Annotated in this window: 16 protein-coding genes; 10 read left to right on the top strand and 6 right to left on the bottom strand. The window is 60.6% G+C overall.

What is annotated here, in order from left to right; all coding sequences use genetic code 11:
- Positions 1-24 precede the first annotated feature (24 nt).
- From Q0859_RS00870 to Q0859_RS00845, 6 genes are all read left to right on the top strand, one after another.
- Positions 25-906, top strand: a complete 882-nt coding sequence (locus tag Q0859_RS00870; RefSeq protein WP_299146956.1) for a LysR family transcriptional regulator — start codon at positions 25-27, stop codon at positions 904-906.
- A gap of 203 nt (positions 907-1,109) precedes the next feature.
- Complete coding sequence (locus Q0859_RS00865) at positions 1,110-1,445, top strand: AtpZ/AtpI family protein (protein WP_299146955.1); 336 nt, start codon at positions 1,110-1,112, stop codon at positions 1,443-1,445.
- 19 nt (positions 1,446-1,464) lie between these two features.
- Complete coding sequence (locus tag Q0859_RS00860; RefSeq protein ID WP_299146954.1) at positions 1,465-2,223, top strand: F0F1 ATP synthase subunit A; 759 nt, start codon at positions 1,465-1,467, stop codon at positions 2,221-2,223.
- A 62-nt stretch (positions 2,224-2,285) separates the two neighbouring features.
- Positions 2,286-2,510 (top strand): F0F1 ATP synthase subunit C, encoded by a 225-nt coding sequence (locus tag Q0859_RS00855; RefSeq protein WP_015496525.1) that lies wholly within the window; start codon positions 2,286-2,288, stop codon positions 2,508-2,510.
- Between the two features lie 111 nt (positions 2,511-2,621).
- A complete protein-coding gene (locus tag Q0859_RS00850) occupies positions 2,622-3,158 on the top strand; it encodes a F0F1 ATP synthase subunit B' (RefSeq protein WP_299146953.1) in 537 nt (178 codons plus the stop codon).
- Positions 3,159-3,162: 4 nt separating this feature from the next.
- Positions 3,163-3,738, top strand: coding sequence for a F0F1 ATP synthase subunit B (locus Q0859_RS00845; protein WP_299146951.1), 576 nt, complete (start codon positions 3,163-3,165; stop codon positions 3,736-3,738).
- 116 nt (positions 3,739-3,854) lie between these two features.
- Here the strand turns inward: Q0859_RS00845 and Q0859_RS00840 are convergent, their stop codons facing one another.
- Positions 3,855-4,622 (bottom strand): FCD domain-containing protein, encoded by a 768-nt coding sequence (locus Q0859_RS00840; protein ID WP_299146950.1) that lies wholly within the window; start codon positions 4,620-4,622, stop codon positions 3,855-3,857.
- A gap of 131 nt (positions 4,623-4,753) precedes the next feature.
- On the opposite strand from Q0859_RS00840, the gene Q0859_RS00835 reads away from it, so the two are divergent.
- Positions 4,754-5,170: a hypothetical protein gene (locus Q0859_RS00835; RefSeq protein ID WP_299146949.1), complete on the top strand. Its 417-nt coding sequence runs from the start codon at positions 4,754-4,756 to the stop codon at positions 5,168-5,170.
- 127 nt (positions 5,171-5,297) lie between these two features.
- Positions 5,298-8,753 (top strand): chromosome segregation protein SMC, encoded by a 3,456-nt coding sequence (gene smc, locus Q0859_RS00830; protein WP_299146948.1) that lies wholly within the window; start codon positions 5,298-5,300, stop codon positions 8,751-8,753.
- 305 nt (positions 8,754-9,058) lie between these two features.
- On the opposite strand, the gene Q0859_RS00825 is transcribed toward smc, so the two are convergent.
- Genes Q0859_RS00825 through cobD form a run of 3 tightly spaced genes read right to left on the bottom strand, consistent with a single transcriptional unit; the run spans position 9,059 to position 12,071 of the window.
- Positions 9,059-10,198, bottom strand: coding sequence for a lytic murein transglycosylase (locus tag Q0859_RS00825; RefSeq protein WP_299147504.1), 1,140 nt, complete (start codon positions 10,196-10,198; stop codon positions 9,059-9,061).
- A gap of 20 nt (positions 10,199-10,218) precedes the next feature.
- A complete protein-coding gene (gene cbiB, locus Q0859_RS00820; RefSeq protein ID WP_299146946.1) occupies positions 10,219-11,136 on the bottom strand; it encodes an adenosylcobinamide-phosphate synthase CbiB in 918 nt (305 codons plus the stop codon).
- Positions 11,133-12,071 (bottom strand): threonine-phosphate decarboxylase CobD, encoded by a 939-nt coding sequence (cobD, locus tag Q0859_RS00815; RefSeq protein WP_299146945.1) that lies wholly within the window; start codon positions 12,069-12,071, stop codon positions 11,133-11,135. Before cobD ends, cbiB begins: the two co-directional genes overlap by 4 nt.
- 186 nt (positions 12,072-12,257) lie before the next feature.
- Between cobD and Q0859_RS00810 the strand changes: the two genes are divergently transcribed.
- A complete protein-coding gene (locus Q0859_RS00810; RefSeq protein WP_299146944.1) occupies positions 12,258-12,617 on the top strand; it encodes a response regulator in 360 nt (119 codons plus the stop codon).
- Here Q0859_RS00810 and Q0859_RS00805 read toward each other — a convergent pair.
- Positions 12,614-13,588 (bottom strand): glutathione S-transferase family protein, encoded by a 975-nt coding sequence (locus tag Q0859_RS00805; protein WP_299146943.1) that lies wholly within the window; start codon positions 13,586-13,588, stop codon positions 12,614-12,616. The genes Q0859_RS00810 and Q0859_RS00805 overlap by 4 nt on opposite strands.
- Before the next feature lie 212 nt (positions 13,589-13,800).
- Here Q0859_RS00805 and Q0859_RS00800 point away from each other — a divergent pair, with 212 nt between their 5' ends.
- Positions 13,801-14,154 (top strand): hypothetical protein, encoded by a 354-nt coding sequence (locus Q0859_RS00800; protein WP_299146942.1) that lies wholly within the window; start codon positions 13,801-13,803, stop codon positions 14,152-14,154.
- A 16-nt stretch (positions 14,155-14,170) separates the two neighbouring features.
- Here Q0859_RS00800 and Q0859_RS00795 read toward each other — a convergent pair whose 3' ends face one another.
- Complete coding sequence (locus Q0859_RS00795) at positions 14,171-15,340, bottom strand: MalY/PatB family protein (protein WP_299146941.1); 1,170 nt, start codon at positions 15,338-15,340, stop codon at positions 14,171-14,173.
- Positions 15,341-15,359 lie beyond the last annotated feature (19 nt).

Below are 15,359 nucleotides of genomic sequence, written 5' to 3'. Positions count from 1 at the left end.
AAAAATGCACAGATAGGACATGCCATGGCACGGTCTCTGCCCCCGCTGAACGCTTTGCGGGCCTTCGAGGCGGCGGGGCGACATCAAAGTTTTAGCCGGGCGGCGGAGGAGTTGGGGGTGAGCCATTCTGCGATCAGCCGTCATGTGCGCGGCCTTGAGCAGCGATTGGGTGTGCACCTGTTTCGCGATGCCGCGCGCGGTGTTGTTCTGACGGCTGAGGGTGGGCATTATCTGCGCCGCGTGTCCCCCGCGCTGGACGTCATCGGCGATGCGACCGAAGGATTGGCCGACAAGCCTGCGGGTCGCGTGGTGGTCAACAGCGAACCGGTCTTTGCTGCCAAGATTGTCGTGCCGCGCATGGCGCAGTTTCAGCGGGACTTCCCCGAGATCGAGCTGAGGCTTGTGGGGTCGAATGAACTCGCCGATCTGGATCGGTTCGAGGCGGACCTCGCTGTTCGTTATGCCAAGAGCGGCCATCTCGACAGCCCCTCCGACCTGCTGAGCGATGCGCCGATCTACCCGTTTGCGGCACCGGGATACCTGACCGATGATACTCTGCGCCCCGAAGACCTGACGCGTGTGCCGCTGCTGCGCGACCGTGGCCCGAACATCTGGGTCGACTGGGCCGCACATGCCGGTTTTGATGTGGCAGTGCCGGATCCACCATGGCGCATGCGCGCAGCACTCGCGCTTGAGATGGCGGTGCATGGTGCAGGCGTGTATCTTGGGGCCTCGGATGGCACTCACCTTGACGAAACCGCGGGGCGTCTGGTGCGGGTGTCTGATGTGGGATTTCAGCAAGGCTCCTTCCACCTGTTGACGAGCGGGCTGGCTGGACGCCGCAAGGCCGTCCGATCCGTGCGCACATGGCTGCTGGACCAGACGCGAAGTCTGCGCAGTGGTTAAAATCAACCAAATGGTTGAATGTGCGCAAACGGGGATATGCTCGGGTGTCCAAGGTTGGAATGCAGCCTATGCAGCACCTTCCAGTAATTATTATTATTTAATATCAACAAATTGAGGTGCGACACCACAGCCCGTGGCATGCGTTGACTCATGGCGTCGCCCGACATATCCATCAGCTCATCCAAATGACGGGACCAAGGCACGTGACCGACCCCGATGACAAAGCGAAACTGGATGCGCTGAGCGCCCGGATCGACGCCATCAAGGACGAACACGCGCCAAAGCCCCGCACGCCGGATCATCATTCGCAGGCGCAACTGGCCTGGCGCATGGTGATCGAGTTGGTGGCCGGTCTCGGGATCGGGTTTGGCATGGGATACGGGTTGGATGCACTGCTTGGCACCTCTCCGTGGCTCATGGTTGTGTTTATATTTCTGGGCCTTGCGGCGGGCATCAAAACGATGATGCGCAGCGCCGAAGAGGTTCAAAGCAAACAGGCGGCCGAACAGGCCGAGGACGAGACCCACCCGAAAGGGTGACAAGGTGGAGAAGAGCCGGATGGCAGATGAAGCACATGGTGGTGGTGGACTTTCGTTTCACCCGATGGATCAGTTTCAGGTCAAACCGCTGTTTGGCAGCTATGGTGATCCGATCCACTGGTACACAGTCACCAACGTGACGCTGTGGCTGGGTCTGTCGATCCTCGCCGTGATTGCGCTGATGGTACTGACCACGTCCAAGCGGGACGTTGTGCCGGGCCGTGGGCAATCCATCGCCGAGTTGATGTACGGCTTTGTCTACAAGATGGTCGAGGATGTGACCGGCAAGGACGGGATCAAGTATTTCCCCTATATTATGACGCTGTTCATGTTCATCCTGTGCGCCAACTTCCTCGGCTTGATCCCGATGTCGTTCACCACAACTTCGCATATTGCGGTCACAGCAATCCTGGGTTTCGGGGTGTTCTTTGCGGTGACGATCCTTGGCTTCGTCAAAAACGGTGCCTCGTTCCTGGGCCTCTTCTGGGTGTCCAGCGCACCCCTGCCGTTGCGCCCCGTCCTGGCGATCATCGAAATCATCTCGTATTTCGTGCGCCCCGTCAGCCACTCCATTCGTCTGGCAGGCAACATGATGGCCGGTCACGCGGTTCTGAAAGTGTTCGCAGGCTTTGCCCAAGTCGCTGCAATCGCCCCCGTCGCGATCATCGGGGTCATGGCGATCTACGGGCTCGAAGTGCTTGTGTCCGCGATTCAGGCCTACGTCTTTACCATTCTTACATGCGTGTACCTCAAGGACGCATTGCACCCGCATCACTAATGTAAGGCGGGGCTGATCCCGCCGAACAGCACTACTAACTTCCAATCGTAAGGAGAATTCTCATGGAAGGTGAACTCGCACATATCGGCGCAGGTCTTGCAGCAATCGGATCCGGCGCAGCCGCGATCGGTGTTGGCCACGTGGCCGGCAACTTCCTTGCTGGCGCATTGCGCAACCCATCGGCAGCCGCCGGTCAAACCGCTACTCTGTTCATCGGCATCGCCTTTGCAGAAGCTCTGGGGATCTTTTCGTTCCTCGTCGCTCTGCTCTTGATGTTTGCTGTCTAAACTCTGAGCGGCATTCCTTACGGTCGGGCGGCGTGGTACAGATCACGCTGCCCGATGTAAAGGCTCGCATTTTAGCCCTGTCTGGCAGGGCACCCCAGAGGAACGACCGATATGGCAGATAACACAAACGCAGCAGCCGAGGTGGCCGCCGGGGCACCACCGGGCATGCCACAACTGGACGTCTCGACCTTCGAGAACCAGATTTTCTGGCTGCTCATCGCACTGGTTGCGATCTATTTCGTGCTCTCGCGCGTGGCCTTGCCACGGATCGCGGGTATTCTGGCCGAACGTCAGGGCACCATTACAAATGACATTGCCGCTGCCGAGGATCTGAAAGCCAGGGCGCTGGAAGCCGAAGCTGCCTATGACAATGCGCTGTCGGATGCGCGCGCTGAAGCACAGCGGATCGCAGGCGAGACCAAGGCCGCCATTCAGGCGGATCTGGACGTCGCCATCGAAAAGGCCGACGCCGAGATTGCAGCCAAAGCCGCCGAAAGCGAAAAGGCGATTGCCGGAATCCGCGCCGGTGCACAGGAGGCCATCAAAGAGGTCGCCAAGGACACCGCCAAGGAAATCGTCGCCCATCTGGGTGGCAAGGCCGACGCGCGCAGCATCACCACTGCGGTTACGTCGCGGATGAAAGGGTAGATACATGCGCATCGCAACACTCACATCCGCATTGATCGTGGTGGCAGGCCCCGCTCTTGCGGCGTCCAAAAACCCGTTCTCCGCAGAGTTCTGGAAGCTGAGCAACACCGACTTTATCGTGTTGGTGGCGTTCATCCTGTTCATCGCCGTCCTGTTCTACTTCAAGGTGCCGGGGATGGTGTCCAAGATGCTGGATGATCGCGCCACTGGTATCCAAGGCGAGATCAACGAAGCCCGGGCCCTGCGCGAAGAGGCCCAGACCCTTCTGGCGTCCTACGAGCGCAAGCAACAGGAAGTGCAGGCGCAGGCAGACCGGATTGTCGCGCAAGCCAAGGCCGATGCCGAAGCCGCCGCGGATCAAGCCCGCGCAGACCTTGCGACATCCATCGAGCGCCGCGTCGCCGCCGCCGAGGAACAAATCGCATCGGCTCAGGCGGGTGCAGTCAAAGAAGTGCGTGACACGGCCGCCACTGTGGCAGTTCAAGCCGCACGCGACGTGATCGCAAAGCAGATGACAGCCGAAAGCGGCAACGCCCTGATCGACGCCGCTATCATCGAAGTTGACGCCAAGCTGCACTGATACGCGTCACAGGATCCAATCAAAGCCCGGCCTCAGCGCCGGGCTTTTCCGTTGCGGCAACGGCCACAGTTTTCTTCTGACCAGAAATACCGCGTGGGGGCAGCGCCCCCTGGATCTTATGCGCCCGTCTCGTGATCCAGCCGCTGGCGTGCAATATCCTCGTTCTGCTGTGCCCTTTGCTGATCTCGCAGCGCGCGCTCTACGTAGTCGAGATGTGCATGCACCGCCCCCCGTGCGGCTTGCGCATTGCGCGACTGCAAGGCGTCATTGATGGCGCGATGCTGGTCGAGCAAAGCCTGCCGGGTGGTGCGCTGTTTGAACATGATCTGGCGATTGTAAAACACACCGTCCCGCAGCAATTGATACATGGATCGCATCATATGCAGCATGATCACGTTGTGGCTCGCCTCGATGATGGCCATGTGAAACTGGGCATCCAGCCGGGCCTCTTCATCGCTGTTGCGTTTGGGGTGGGCGGCTTCCATCTTTTCAAAGACTGCCTGAACCACGGCCAGATCGGTATCGGAGGCAAGGCGGGCCGCCCGCTCAGCGGCCAGGCCTTCCATATCCCGACGAAAGCTGAGGTAGTCAAACACTGCCTCATCATGGCGGGCAAAGAGCTCGGTCAGGGCGGGGGCAAAGGCAGAACCCAACACATCCGCTACATAGACGCCCGCACCGGGGCGCGCTGTCAGCAAACCGCTGTCCTGCAACGCCCCAATCGCATCGCGCAAGGACGGGCGTGACACACCCATCCTGTCGGCCAGATCCCGCTCTGGCGGCAAACGCTCTCCGGGGCGCAGGATGCCGCGCAGGATCAACTGCTCAATCTGGCGAACGACGGCAGAGGACAGCTTCTCGGGCTGTACAGGGCGAAAGGGCATGACACGCATCCTTGTCAGAATTGGTAAATTCATATGACCAATTGGCGGATGGCGCAATCATCCCCGTAAGGCGGACGTGCCGTCCGCCTGCGTTAAGTTGGTGTTAACCATGCGATGGGCAGAGTGAGGACATGAAAACACTGATCTGTCTGACGTGCTATGCAGGCCTGTTTCTTGCGGGCTGCAATACACCCGGCCCCCATTTTCGCGGCTTGCCCGCCACAACTGTTACGGTTGAGGGATCGACCTTTGATGTGCGCGTCAACGGGCGACTGGCCGAGGCGCTGCGCACCAATATGGAATACGCACCACGGTTTGGGCCGATCAAGGCGCGTGCGGCGAAGGCCATGGAAATGGTCAGCGGATGCCCCGTCAAAGAGGTGCGCGGCGATCAGGCCCTTGCCACGGGCATCCTGAAATGCGGCAAGGGCGGGCCTGCCATCGATCGGTTAAAACCACAGGGCGAATATTCATGTCACACGATCGATAAATATATCAGCCCGGCCACGAACGAACTCGTGCTCGATCTGGATTGTCAGCTGATCTGAGCGCGCAAACCGCAATATGTTGTGGATAACCTGCCGGAAAACGCCCTTTCTGGTGTGGACCCGTTGACAGACGCCTGACCATCCGTTCACGATAACATCCCAATCAGATGAACAACCGGGCCCTCTTTTGCGCTTTTCGAAACTCAGACTCACAGGGTTCAAATCCTTTGTCGATCCAACCGACCTGATCATTGCGGATGGTCTGACAGGTGTTGTCGGGCCGAATGGATGCGGCAAATCCAACCTGCTCGAAGCGCTGCGTTGGGTGATGGGGGAAAATCGGCCCACCGCCATGCGGGGTGGCGGGATGGAGGATGTGATCTTTGCTGGTGCTGCCACGCGTCCGGCCCGGAATTTTGCCGAGGTCAGCCTGCATATCGACAATTCTGAACGGCTCGCCCCCGCCGGGTTCAACGATGCAGACACGCTCGAAATCGTACGCCGCATCACGCGCGATGTCGGCAGCGCCTACAAAACCAATGCCAAGGACGTGCGGGCGCGCGATGTGCAAATGCTGTTTGCGGATGCCTCCACCGGCGCGCACAGCCCGGCACTGGTGCGGCAGGGGCAGATTGCCGAACTGATCAACGCCAAACCCAAGAACCGCCGCCGCATTCTGGAAGAAGCCGCCGGTATTTCGGGCCTTTATCAGCGTCGCCACGAGGCCGAGCTGAAACTGAAAGGGGCCGAACAGAACCTCGCCCGTGTCGATGATGTGATCGAACAGCTGGCTGCGCAGCTCTCGCAACTGGCGCGCCAGGCGCGACAGGCCGCCCGATATCGTGAGATCGGCGACCAGTTGCGACGCGCCGAAGGTCAATTGCTGTATCGCCGCTGGCGTGAAGCCGATGAGGCGCGCGCAACTGCGGACGAAGAGCTCCGCAATCGCACGACAGCCGCCGCTCAGGCCGAGGGTGCTGTGCGGATCGCGGCCAAGGCACGCCAGGAGGCCGAGGAGGCGCTGCCTGCCTTGCGCGAAGAGGACGCAATTGCCGCTGCCGTTTTGCAGCGCCTTGCCGTGCAGCGTGACACGCTCAGTGATCAGGAACGGCAGGCCGCCCAGACCATTGAGACACTGACAGGGCGCATCGCCCAACTGGCCCGCGATATCGAACGCGAAGGCGGGTTGAACCGCGATGCCGGCGAAACAATCGAGCGATTGGAATGGGAAGCTGCCGAGATCGCCAAGGCCAGCGAGGGCCACGAGGCTTTGCTTGAGGCCGCAAGTGTCGCATCACGCGAGGCCGGGCAGGTGTTGCAGGCCCGCGAGGCGGATCAGTCAGACAAGACCGAGGATGTCGCCCGCTTGGCCGCGCGTCACGGATCCGCCCAACGTCTGCTCGAAGACAGCCGCAAGGTCGAAGCCAAATCCGAAGCCGAAGCGGACCGCGCCCGTCAGGCCGTTGCCGCAAGTCAGACGGCACTGGACAAGGCAGGTACGGACTTTGCTGCCGCCCAAACTGCGGCCAGCACTGCCGAGGCAACTGCGTTGCGCGCCGATGAAACCCTCATCGCCGCCGAAGAGGCGCGCGCCGAAACCCAATCGCGCGAGGCCGATGCCCGTGCTGAACGCTCCGAAGCCGAGGGCGAGATGAATGCGCTGCGCGCGGAAGCCGGTGCGTTGGCCAAGCTTGTCGAGCGTGACACCGCCGAGGGTGGTCAGATCCTAGACCGCCTTCAGGTGCAACAGGGCTTTGAAAAGGCGCTTGGGGCTGCGCTGGCCGACGACTTGCGCGCGCCCGAGGTTGACGAAGATGGCCCGTCGGGCTGGGCGACTTTGCCTCCTTACGACCAAAGCCAACCCTTGCCCAGTGGCGTGACACCGTTGACGCAACACGTCTCGGTGCCCGATGTGCTGGCCCGCCGGATGAGCCAGATCGGCTTGTGTGACAGCGACGATGCTCCCCGTTTGCAACCGCTGTTGCAGCCCGGTCAGCGTCTCGTCTCACCCGAGGGTGATCTGTGGCGGTGGGATGGGTTCCGGGCCTGGGCCGAGGATGCGCCCAGTGCCGCCGCCTTGCGTTTGCAGCAGTTGAACCGTCTCGAAGAGTTGAAGCAGTCGCTTGAGCGCGCATCCTCCCGCGCCGATGGGGCCCGTCAGGCGCACGAGGCTCTGACGCTGCGCATGGCCGAACTGACCGAAGCGGACAAGCAGGCCCGACATGCCCGCCGCGAGGCCGACCGGATGGTGGCTGATGCCGCCCGTGCCCTCAGCCGCGCGGAGGCGGATCGCAATCTCGCCGAAGGGCGGTTGGAATCGCTTGGGCTGGCGGTCACCCGTCACGAAGAGGACGCCATGGCGGCCCGCGCCCGTGTGGCCGAAGCCGAAGGGGCGCTTGCTGAACTGCCCGATCTGGACGCTGCCCGCGCCGATATCGAAGACCTGCGTATGACGGTCGAGGCAGCGCGCATCACCATGATGTCCCGTCGTTCGGCCCATGACGATGTGCGCCGCACGGGTGAGGCCCGCGTCAAGCGTGCACAGGAGATCACCAAGGAGATCAGTGGCTGGAAACATCGTCTTGAGACAGCCGAGCGGCGCACAACCGAGCTTGTGGACCGCAAAGCGACCTCGGAGGCTGAGTTGAAAACGGCGCAGGAGGCCCCCGGTGTCTTGGCCGCCAAACGCGAAGCCTTGGGCGAGGAAATCACCCGCGCCGAAGCGCGCAAGGCCGAGGCCAGCGATATGCTGTCTCAAGCCGAAGGACGGCTGCGCGATGCGACCCTGGCCGAGCGCGAGGCCGAACGTCTGGCCTCCGAAGGGCGCGAGGCGCGCGCGCGCTCCGAAGCCCGCGCCGAGGCTGCCCGCGAAACTGTGGCCTATGCCGCCGAGCGGATTGCCGATGATCAGCAAATGACCCCGAACCAGTTGTTGACGATCTTGGATGTAACGCCCGACCAGATGCCCGCTGCCGAAGCGTTGGAGGGGGATGTGAACCGCCTGAAACGCCAACGGGATGCCTTGGGTGCGGTGAACCTGCGCGCCGAAGAAGACGCCAAAGAGGTCCAGGTTGAACACGACACGCTTGTCTCCGAAAAGGCCGACCTTGAAGAGGCGATCAAGACCTTGCGTAGCGGGATCGCCAGTCTGAACCGCGAAGGGCGCGAGCGGTTGCTGACGGCCTTCGAGCAGGTCAATTCCAACTTTTCCCTGTTGTTCACTCACTTGTTCGGGGGCGGTGAGGCGAACCTTGTGATGGTCGAAAGCGACGACCCGCTGGAGGCCGGTCTTGAGATCATGTGCCAGCCCCCCGGTAAGAAACTGTCAACGCTCAGCCTGTTGTCTGGGGGGGAGCAGACGCTGACGGCGATGGCGTTGATCTTTGCGGTGTTCCTTGCGAACCCGGCCCCGATCTGTGTTCTGGACGAGGTCGACGCGCCGCTGGATGACGCTAACGTCACCCGTTTTTGCGATCTGCTGGACGAGATGTGCCGCCGCACCGATACAAGGTTTCTGATCATTACGCACCACGCGGTGACGATGGCACGTATGGATCGGCTGTTCGGGGTGACGATGGCCGAACAGGGCGTCAGTCAACTTGTGTCGGTGGACCTGAAAAACGCCGAAACCATGGTTGCCTGACGCGCGCGTCGTTCAACTTTGAATTAATCTTTAGTCAGTACCTCTGGTGTGTGGTCCCAAATGGGCCGCGCAAGAAGGTAAGGATACTGACGGAAAATACATTCCGCAAATGGATGGTCGCCATCGCAGTGATGACATTGTGTGTGACGATCATCCGGCTCTTGATCGGGCTGTAGCCTGAAAAAAGAGTGACCCGGCAGAGTTACAGCTCTGCCGGGTCGTTTATTCAGATAAGGATACTGAAGAAACATTCCGATCCTCAGAATATAACCCAATCCTTACCAAGTTACAAACACGATGCACCTTTAGAGACGATCCAGCAAGGCTCGGGTCGGCCATGCGTCCGCAGGCAAACCAAGCCGCTTTTGTTCGGCCTGAACCGCAGCGCGTGTGCCTGAGCCGAGGATCCCGTCAATTTTGCCAACGTCATACCCGCGTTGCTGCAACTTGGTCTGGAGTCGTTTCATCTGCTCTCCGTCAAGTCCCGGATCCGGGTTGCCTGCGTCATAAACAGGCGCGCCCGCCAGCCGTGTTGCGAAATAGGCCGCTGTCAGCACATAGGTAAACGACTGGTTCCACTCGAAATACGTGTTGAAATTGGGGTAAGCGAGAAAGGCGGGGCCCTTGTGCCCCTGTGGTAAGATCAGCGATGCGGGCAGATTGCTTAACTGCCCTGTCCGGGCGCGCACCCCAAGTGCCTGCCACTCGGCGATGGATTTGCGCGTTGCCAACCCACTCAGCGACCAGTCCATTTGCGTAGGCACGCGGACCTCTTGCAGCCACGGCTCCTGCGCGCGCCAACCCAGATGTTGCAGCATCTTGCCCCCCGACATCAGCGCATCGGGGGCAGAGGATTTCAGCCGCACCACACCGTCCCCATCGCCGTCCACCCTATTTTTGAGGATGTCGACGGGCAGCATCTGCACCATGCCAATCTCTCCGGCCCACGCGCCGGTGGTCTGCTGTGGATCAAAGTCGCCTTGGGCGAAAAGCGTCATCGCGGCAAAGACCTGGGGGCGGAACAGGTCGGGTCGCCGACAATCATGGGCCAATGTGACCAACGCATTTGCGGTGTTGAAGTCGCCTTGGAACGCGCCGTAATCGGTCTCAAACGCCCAGAAAGCCAGCAAGACGTGTCGGTCGAGGCCGTAGTCCCGTTCGATCCGGTCAAACACGCTGGTATATTGGCGCGCCTTGGCACGGCCTGCATCAATCCGGTTTTGCGAAATCAAGCGCCGGGAGAAATCAATAAAGGGGCGTTGAAACACCCCCTGCGCGCGGTCGGCACGGATCACGGCGGGGTCCTGCCGCACGCCGCTGAGAAAGCTTCTGGCGGTTGTCGGGGCGATCCCGCGTGTGGCGGCTTCGCTTGCCAGACCCGCTTTGAAGGACGTGAATGACCCACCGCACTGGGCCTGTGCCACGACGGGTGCCACAAGCATCATCGCGACCACTGCCGCGTGTTTCAAAAGACCCAAATCAATACTCCAAATCCCAACAGGGCCACAATGCCGACCCCCCATGCCTTCCACACGATCAGGATGGCGGCGTCAATGTCGGCCGGGGTCAGATCGCGTCGCCCGTTAGGGTGCACCCAGGCAAGATCCTGAACCGTGCCGTGATAGCTGCGCGGCCCCGCAAGGGCGATATCGAGTCCGTGTGCCATGGCCGCCTCGGGCCATCCTGCATTTGGGGATCGGTGCAGTGCTGCGTCCTGTCGAATGCCTGCCCACTGTCCGGGGATACCCGTGCTGACGGCAATCAGCAGTGCAGTCATCCGCGCTGGTATCCAGTTCAGCACGTCATCAAGCCGCGCAGCCGCCCAGCCAAAGGCGGCATGGCGCGGCGTCAGATAGCCGATCATGCTGTCGGCGGTATTCACTACCTTGTAGATCGCGATGCCCGGCAGGCCAGCAACGGCGAACCAGAACGCGGGTGCCACCACACCGTCGCTGAAATTCTCGGACAGGCTTTCGATGGCGGAGCGTGCGGTCGAAGACGGTGTGCTTGCGCTGACGTCGCGACTCACGATCATCGCGACTGCCTGTTGTCCTGCTTTGGGCGATTGGCGCAGCCCCATGGCGACCGCCCGCACATGGTCGATCAACGAGCGTTGCGCGATCAGGATGGCCGCGCAGATCATGCTGACGAGGGGGCCGAGGGATTGAAGTGCGGCCCCGATCAACCCCGCGCCGAGTACAAGGAGGGCGACGGCCAATATTCCCTTCGTCTTGCGGTGTTCACCGGTGTTGAGCCCGGCATCAAGCGCACCGACCGCGCGGCCCATGATGATTGCCGGATGCGGAACGCGTGCCCACAGGCTGCGCGGCTCGCCCAGTACCGCATCCAGACACAATGCGGCGGCCACCAGGGCGGGCGTCACAGCGCACCTTCCAAGCGATCCCACTGGTTGGGGGCGGGCAGGCCCAACCGAATCCAATCCGTGCGGTAGGGAAAGACGCGCGACCAGATGCGGTGCCGGGCCAATCGGTCCTGCCAGGCCGCGGCATTGTTTAGGCGGTAAAGGCGAAACAACGACGTGCCGCCCTCTACCTGCGCGCCGCGGTCTGACATGAGGGTGTCGAGGCGGGCAGCATCATGTTTGAGGCGTTGGTTGGTCGCCCAAGCCCACGCCTGATCCTGCAAAGCGGCGCGACCGACCTCCAGGGCAACGCCCGACACAGGCCATGGCCCCAGCATCTCGCTCAGACGTGCAATCAGAACCGGATCGCCAATCGCAAACCCAAGGCGTAGTCCGGCCAATCCCCAGAACTTGCCAAAGCTTTTCAGGATCAGGGTGCCGGGCCGTGTGGCGGCGTTGATCAGACTGCACGCGGGCATGACGTCGCAAAAGCTCTCGTCTACCACCGTGAGGTCAGAGTGTAGATCGTTCTTTGACCATAACTTGCCGTCTGGATTATTTGGATGAACGAGGACCTGTGCTTGTGCGGCACCGCCGGACTGTACAACCCACCTATGCGCTGCAAAGCTGGCCGCGTGTTCATTGTAGGTCGGGGCGGGGACGGTGACCGTACCTGCATCGGCAAGGCGTGGAATATGCGCGATCAGGCTTGAGGCACCGGGTGCCGCAAGGATCGCAGCCCCGGTTGGCACCTTCCAGAATGCAGCGGCAGCGTTGACCAGTGCGGTCGCCGGATTGCGGTCAGGCAACGCGGTCCAGGCCTGCTTGGGCAAGGACGGAACCGGGTAGGGCACGGGGTTGATGCCGGTAGACAGATCAATCCAGTCCTCTCGGTCACCGCCATATTGCATGATGGCGTTGTCGAGATTGCCGCCGTGATCCCGATTTCCGCCCAAGTGCAAGCTCCCTGTTCACAGGCCGCCCGTATCGGCGACATTTTGCCCGCAAAAAGCGGATTACCGCGTGATTTTCAAGACAAACCTGTCGCGTTAATAGTTTATGTCGGACGTTAATAGTTTGTTAATGAAATGTGCGCCATGTACCCAAAGATGGTGCCAGAATTAGGCGACCCCGGAGTATTGATGAGAGTTCTGATCGTAGAAAGCCGCCCTGAATTGGGCCTGATGTGGCAACGCCATCTTGAGCGGCAGGGCCTGTCCGTATCGCGGGCGGACACGCAGGATGCGGCGGTTGATCATCTGTCACGCGTGGGGGCGGACATTATTGTCCTTGATCTGGTTCTTGAGCAGGGCAGCGCCCTCGCGGTGGCCGACTTTGCCAGCTATCGTTGCCCGCAGGCGCGGGTGATTTTTGTCACCGATACGTCTTTTTTCTCTGATGGATCAATCTTCAATCACGCCAGTAACGCATGCGCCTTCGTGCCCTCGGGCACCCCGCCTGAAGATCTGGCAGCGATGGTCGAACACTACGGTGTGATCTAGCCGCGTCCGTGTGGTGCCGCGAAATCCAGAGTCGGATTGATCGGAATGATCCGGTGCGGATTGATGCTTTCGTGGCTGAAATGATAGTGGCGCACGATGTGATCCATGTTCACGGTGCCGGCGACGCCGGGCCACTGGTAAAGCTCCCGCGTGTAGGCCCAAAGGTTACTGTAGTCGGTCAGGCGTTTACGATTGCACTTGAAATGCAGGTGATAAACGGGATCGAAGCGGACCAGCGTCGTGAACAGGCGCCAGTCCGCTTCGGTGATTTGGTTACCCATGAGATAGCGGTTGTGTGACAGGCGATCCTCAAGCCAGTCAAGCGTGTCAAACAGCGGGTGGACAGCCGCATCGTAGGCGCTTTGAGTTGTGGCAAAGCCGGACTTGTAGACCCCGTTGTTCAACGTGTCATAGATTCGGTCGTTGACTGGCGCGATATCGTCGCGCAGTGCGTGCGGCCAGTAGTTGTCGGTGTTGCCCGTTATGTCGTCAAAGGCGGCATTGAACATGCGGATGATTTCGGAACTTTCGTTGCTGACAATCGTTTCACGCTGTTTGTCCCATAGGATCGGCACCGTCACACGGCCCGAAAATATCGCATCAGCCTTGGTATAGATGTCGCGGGCAAAGGGCAGATCATAGAGGCTGTCCCCCGTCGCCCCATTCGTATCCGTCTGGAACGTCCATCCATCCGTCAGCATGTCGGGATGCACAGCCGAGATGGTGATATGATCGGACAATTCCTTAAGCACCCGGAAGATCAGCGTGCGGTGCGCCCATGGACAGGCATAAGAGACATAGAGGTGGTAGCGCCCGCTTTCTGCTTTGAACCCGTCGCCGCCGGATGATCCGGCCGATCCATCCGTTGTGATCCAGTTGCGAAACTTGGCCTGGCTGCGCTCGAACTTGCCGCCCGAGGATTTGGTATCGTACCACGTGTCGTGCCAGATGCCGTCTACCAAAAGTCCCATATCGCCGCCTCCCTATTCTGCTTCACCCTGACATACGTTGTGCGCGTACACCTGCAAACGCCGCCCATCGCGCACGCCCTCTGCGCCGCTGCACATGTCTGAGTCACGCGAATGTCACATCTTCGAAGAGTCGCTGTCACATTTGCGCAATTAACTGGATCGAAATTGATCCGGGCCCAAACTGACGATGGGGAAGACAAGGAGCGACTGCCATGACGACCTTTGTACCTAAGGAAGTGCAAGCCGGACTTGATAGGGCGCGCCGTGCGTCGTTGAAAAAAGCATCCCGATTGCGCCTGTCCGTAGATGGCGAGACGCACCCCGTTTTGCAGATGTGGAAAACCGGGTTTTCGATGGATGCCGATACCGCGCCACGGCTGCGCGGATATGTCGACCTTTATGATGGCGCGATCCACCTGTTTCAGTGCCTGATCGTTGCATCAGAACCCGAAGGCGATGAGATGCGCTATGAATTCAAGCGGTTGACTGCGGTATCTACCGCGCCTGCGCTGGATTTCGAACGTGCGGTTGATGCGCCCATCGGCCTGATCGAAAAGCTGACCTGACGGGCTGTGCCCCGGATTATTGCAAATCCTGAAAGGCGGCGGCCAACCTCTCGACCGCCTCTTGGACGTGCGCGCGGGGGGTGGCGATGTTGAAGCGCAGAAAGCTCTCTCCTCCGGTGCCGAAGGTTGGCCCGTGATTGACCGCGATACAGGCGTCCTGTTCGACTCGCCTCGTGAAGTCGGCCCGGTCCATGCCCGTGCCCGAAAAGTCGACCCATGACAGATAGGTGGCTTCAAGTGCCATGGACGATAAACCCGGAATCGCGTTGATGGCGGCATCAAACAGTTGCCGGTTTCCGTCGATATACGTGACCAACTCATCCACCCATTTGGCCCCCGCCGGTGAATAGGCCGCCGTTGCCATGAACAGACCGAACGAATTGGGTGACATGCCCAAGGCGGCCATGCGTGTAGCGAACCGGGCGCGCAAATCCGGATCGGCGATGATCACATTGCCACTGTGAGAGCCTGCGATGTTGAAGGTCTTGGTGGTCGCCGTCATCATCACCAGCCGGTCCTCGATACCGGAGATTGCTGTCATCGGGATGTGGGTGTGCCCTGGCATCACAAGGTCATGGTGAATTTCGTCCGAGACCAGGATCAGTTCGTGCCGCTTGGCAAAGGCGGCCACACCTTCAAGTTCGGCCCGCGACCAGACCCGACCGCCCGGATTGTGGGGAGAGCACAGGATCACCATGCGCTCGGACCCATCCATCTGCGCGTCATAGGCGTCAAAATCCATTTCGTAGCGCCCATCGACTTGGGTCATCTCGCACTCAACGACGCGGCGACCGCTTGCGTTAATCACCTTGGCAAAGGCGTGGTAGACGGGTGTGAACAGCACAACCCCGTCACCGGGTGTGGTAAAGGTGTCGACACACATCGCCGTGCCGTTCACCAGCCCATGCGTCGTAAAGATATCGCCCGCCTCGACAGCCCACCCATGCCGGTTCTGCATCCACCACTGGATCGCTTCGCGGTAGGGGCCATCATCCCCGAAATACCCCATGATCCCGTGATCGACCTGTGCTTGCACCGCGTCCAGCACACATTGGGGCGGGCGGAAATCCATGTCTGCTACCCACATGGCAATGCCCTTGTCCACGGGCACGCCATAGATACGCTCCATCATGTCCCATTTCACACAGTGGCTGCCGCGTCGGTCGATGATGGTGTCAAAACTCATGTGAGGTCTCCGGGGGTTA

Origin of the sequence: uncultured Tateyamaria sp. (assembly GCF_947497045.1) — a bacterium.
GTDB lineage: Bacteria > Pseudomonadota > Alphaproteobacteria > Rhodobacterales > Rhodobacteraceae > Tateyamaria.
Note: the sequence above shows the minus strand (reverse complement) of the source record. Positions and strands in the feature narration are given on the sequence as shown.

What these genes read in the sequence shown, in the direction of transcription:
- Q0859_RS00870 (WP_299146956.1), top strand. Translation starts at nt 25, where the DNA reads ATGGCACGGTCTCTGCCCCCGCTGAACGCTTTGCGGGCCTTCGAGGCG.
- Q0859_RS00860 (WP_299146954.1), top strand. Translation starts at nt 1,465, where the DNA reads ATGGCAGATGAAGCACATGGTGGTGGTGGACTTTCGTTTCACCCGATG.
- Q0859_RS00855 (WP_015496525.1), top strand. Translation starts at nt 2,286, where the DNA reads ATGGAAGGTGAACTCGCACATATCGGCGCAGGTCTTGCAGCAATCGGA.
- Q0859_RS00850 (WP_299146953.1), top strand. Translation starts at nt 2,622, where the DNA reads ATGGCAGATAACACAAACGCAGCAGCCGAGGTGGCCGCCGGGGCACCA.
- Q0859_RS00845 (WP_299146951.1), top strand. Translation starts at nt 3,163, where the DNA reads ATGCGCATCGCAACACTCACATCCGCATTGATCGTGGTGGCAGGCCCC.
- Q0859_RS00840 (WP_299146950.1), bottom strand. Translation starts at nt 4,622, where the DNA reads ATGCCCTTTCGCCCTGTACAGCCCGAGAAGCTGTCCTCTGCCGTCGTT.
- Q0859_RS00835 (WP_299146949.1), top strand. Translation starts at nt 4,754, where the DNA reads ATGAAAACACTGATCTGTCTGACGTGCTATGCAGGCCTGTTTCTTGCG.
- Q0859_RS00825 (WP_299147504.1), bottom strand. Translation starts at nt 10,198, where the DNA reads ATGATGCTTGTGGCACCCGTCGTGGCACAGGCCCAGTGCGGTGGGTCA.
- Q0859_RS00810 (WP_299146944.1), top strand. Translation starts at nt 12,258, where the DNA reads ATGAGAGTTCTGATCGTAGAAAGCCGCCCTGAATTGGGCCTGATGTGG.
- Q0859_RS00805 (WP_299146943.1), bottom strand. Translation starts at nt 13,588, where the DNA reads ATGGGACTTTTGGTAGACGGCATCTGGCACGACACGTGGTACGATACC.
- Q0859_RS00800 (WP_299146942.1), top strand. Translation starts at nt 13,801, where the DNA reads ATGACGACCTTTGTACCTAAGGAAGTGCAAGCCGGACTTGATAGGGCG.
- Q0859_RS00795 (WP_299146941.1), bottom strand. Translation starts at nt 15,340, where the DNA reads ATGAGTTTTGACACCATCATCGACCGACGCGGCAGCCACTGTGTGAAA.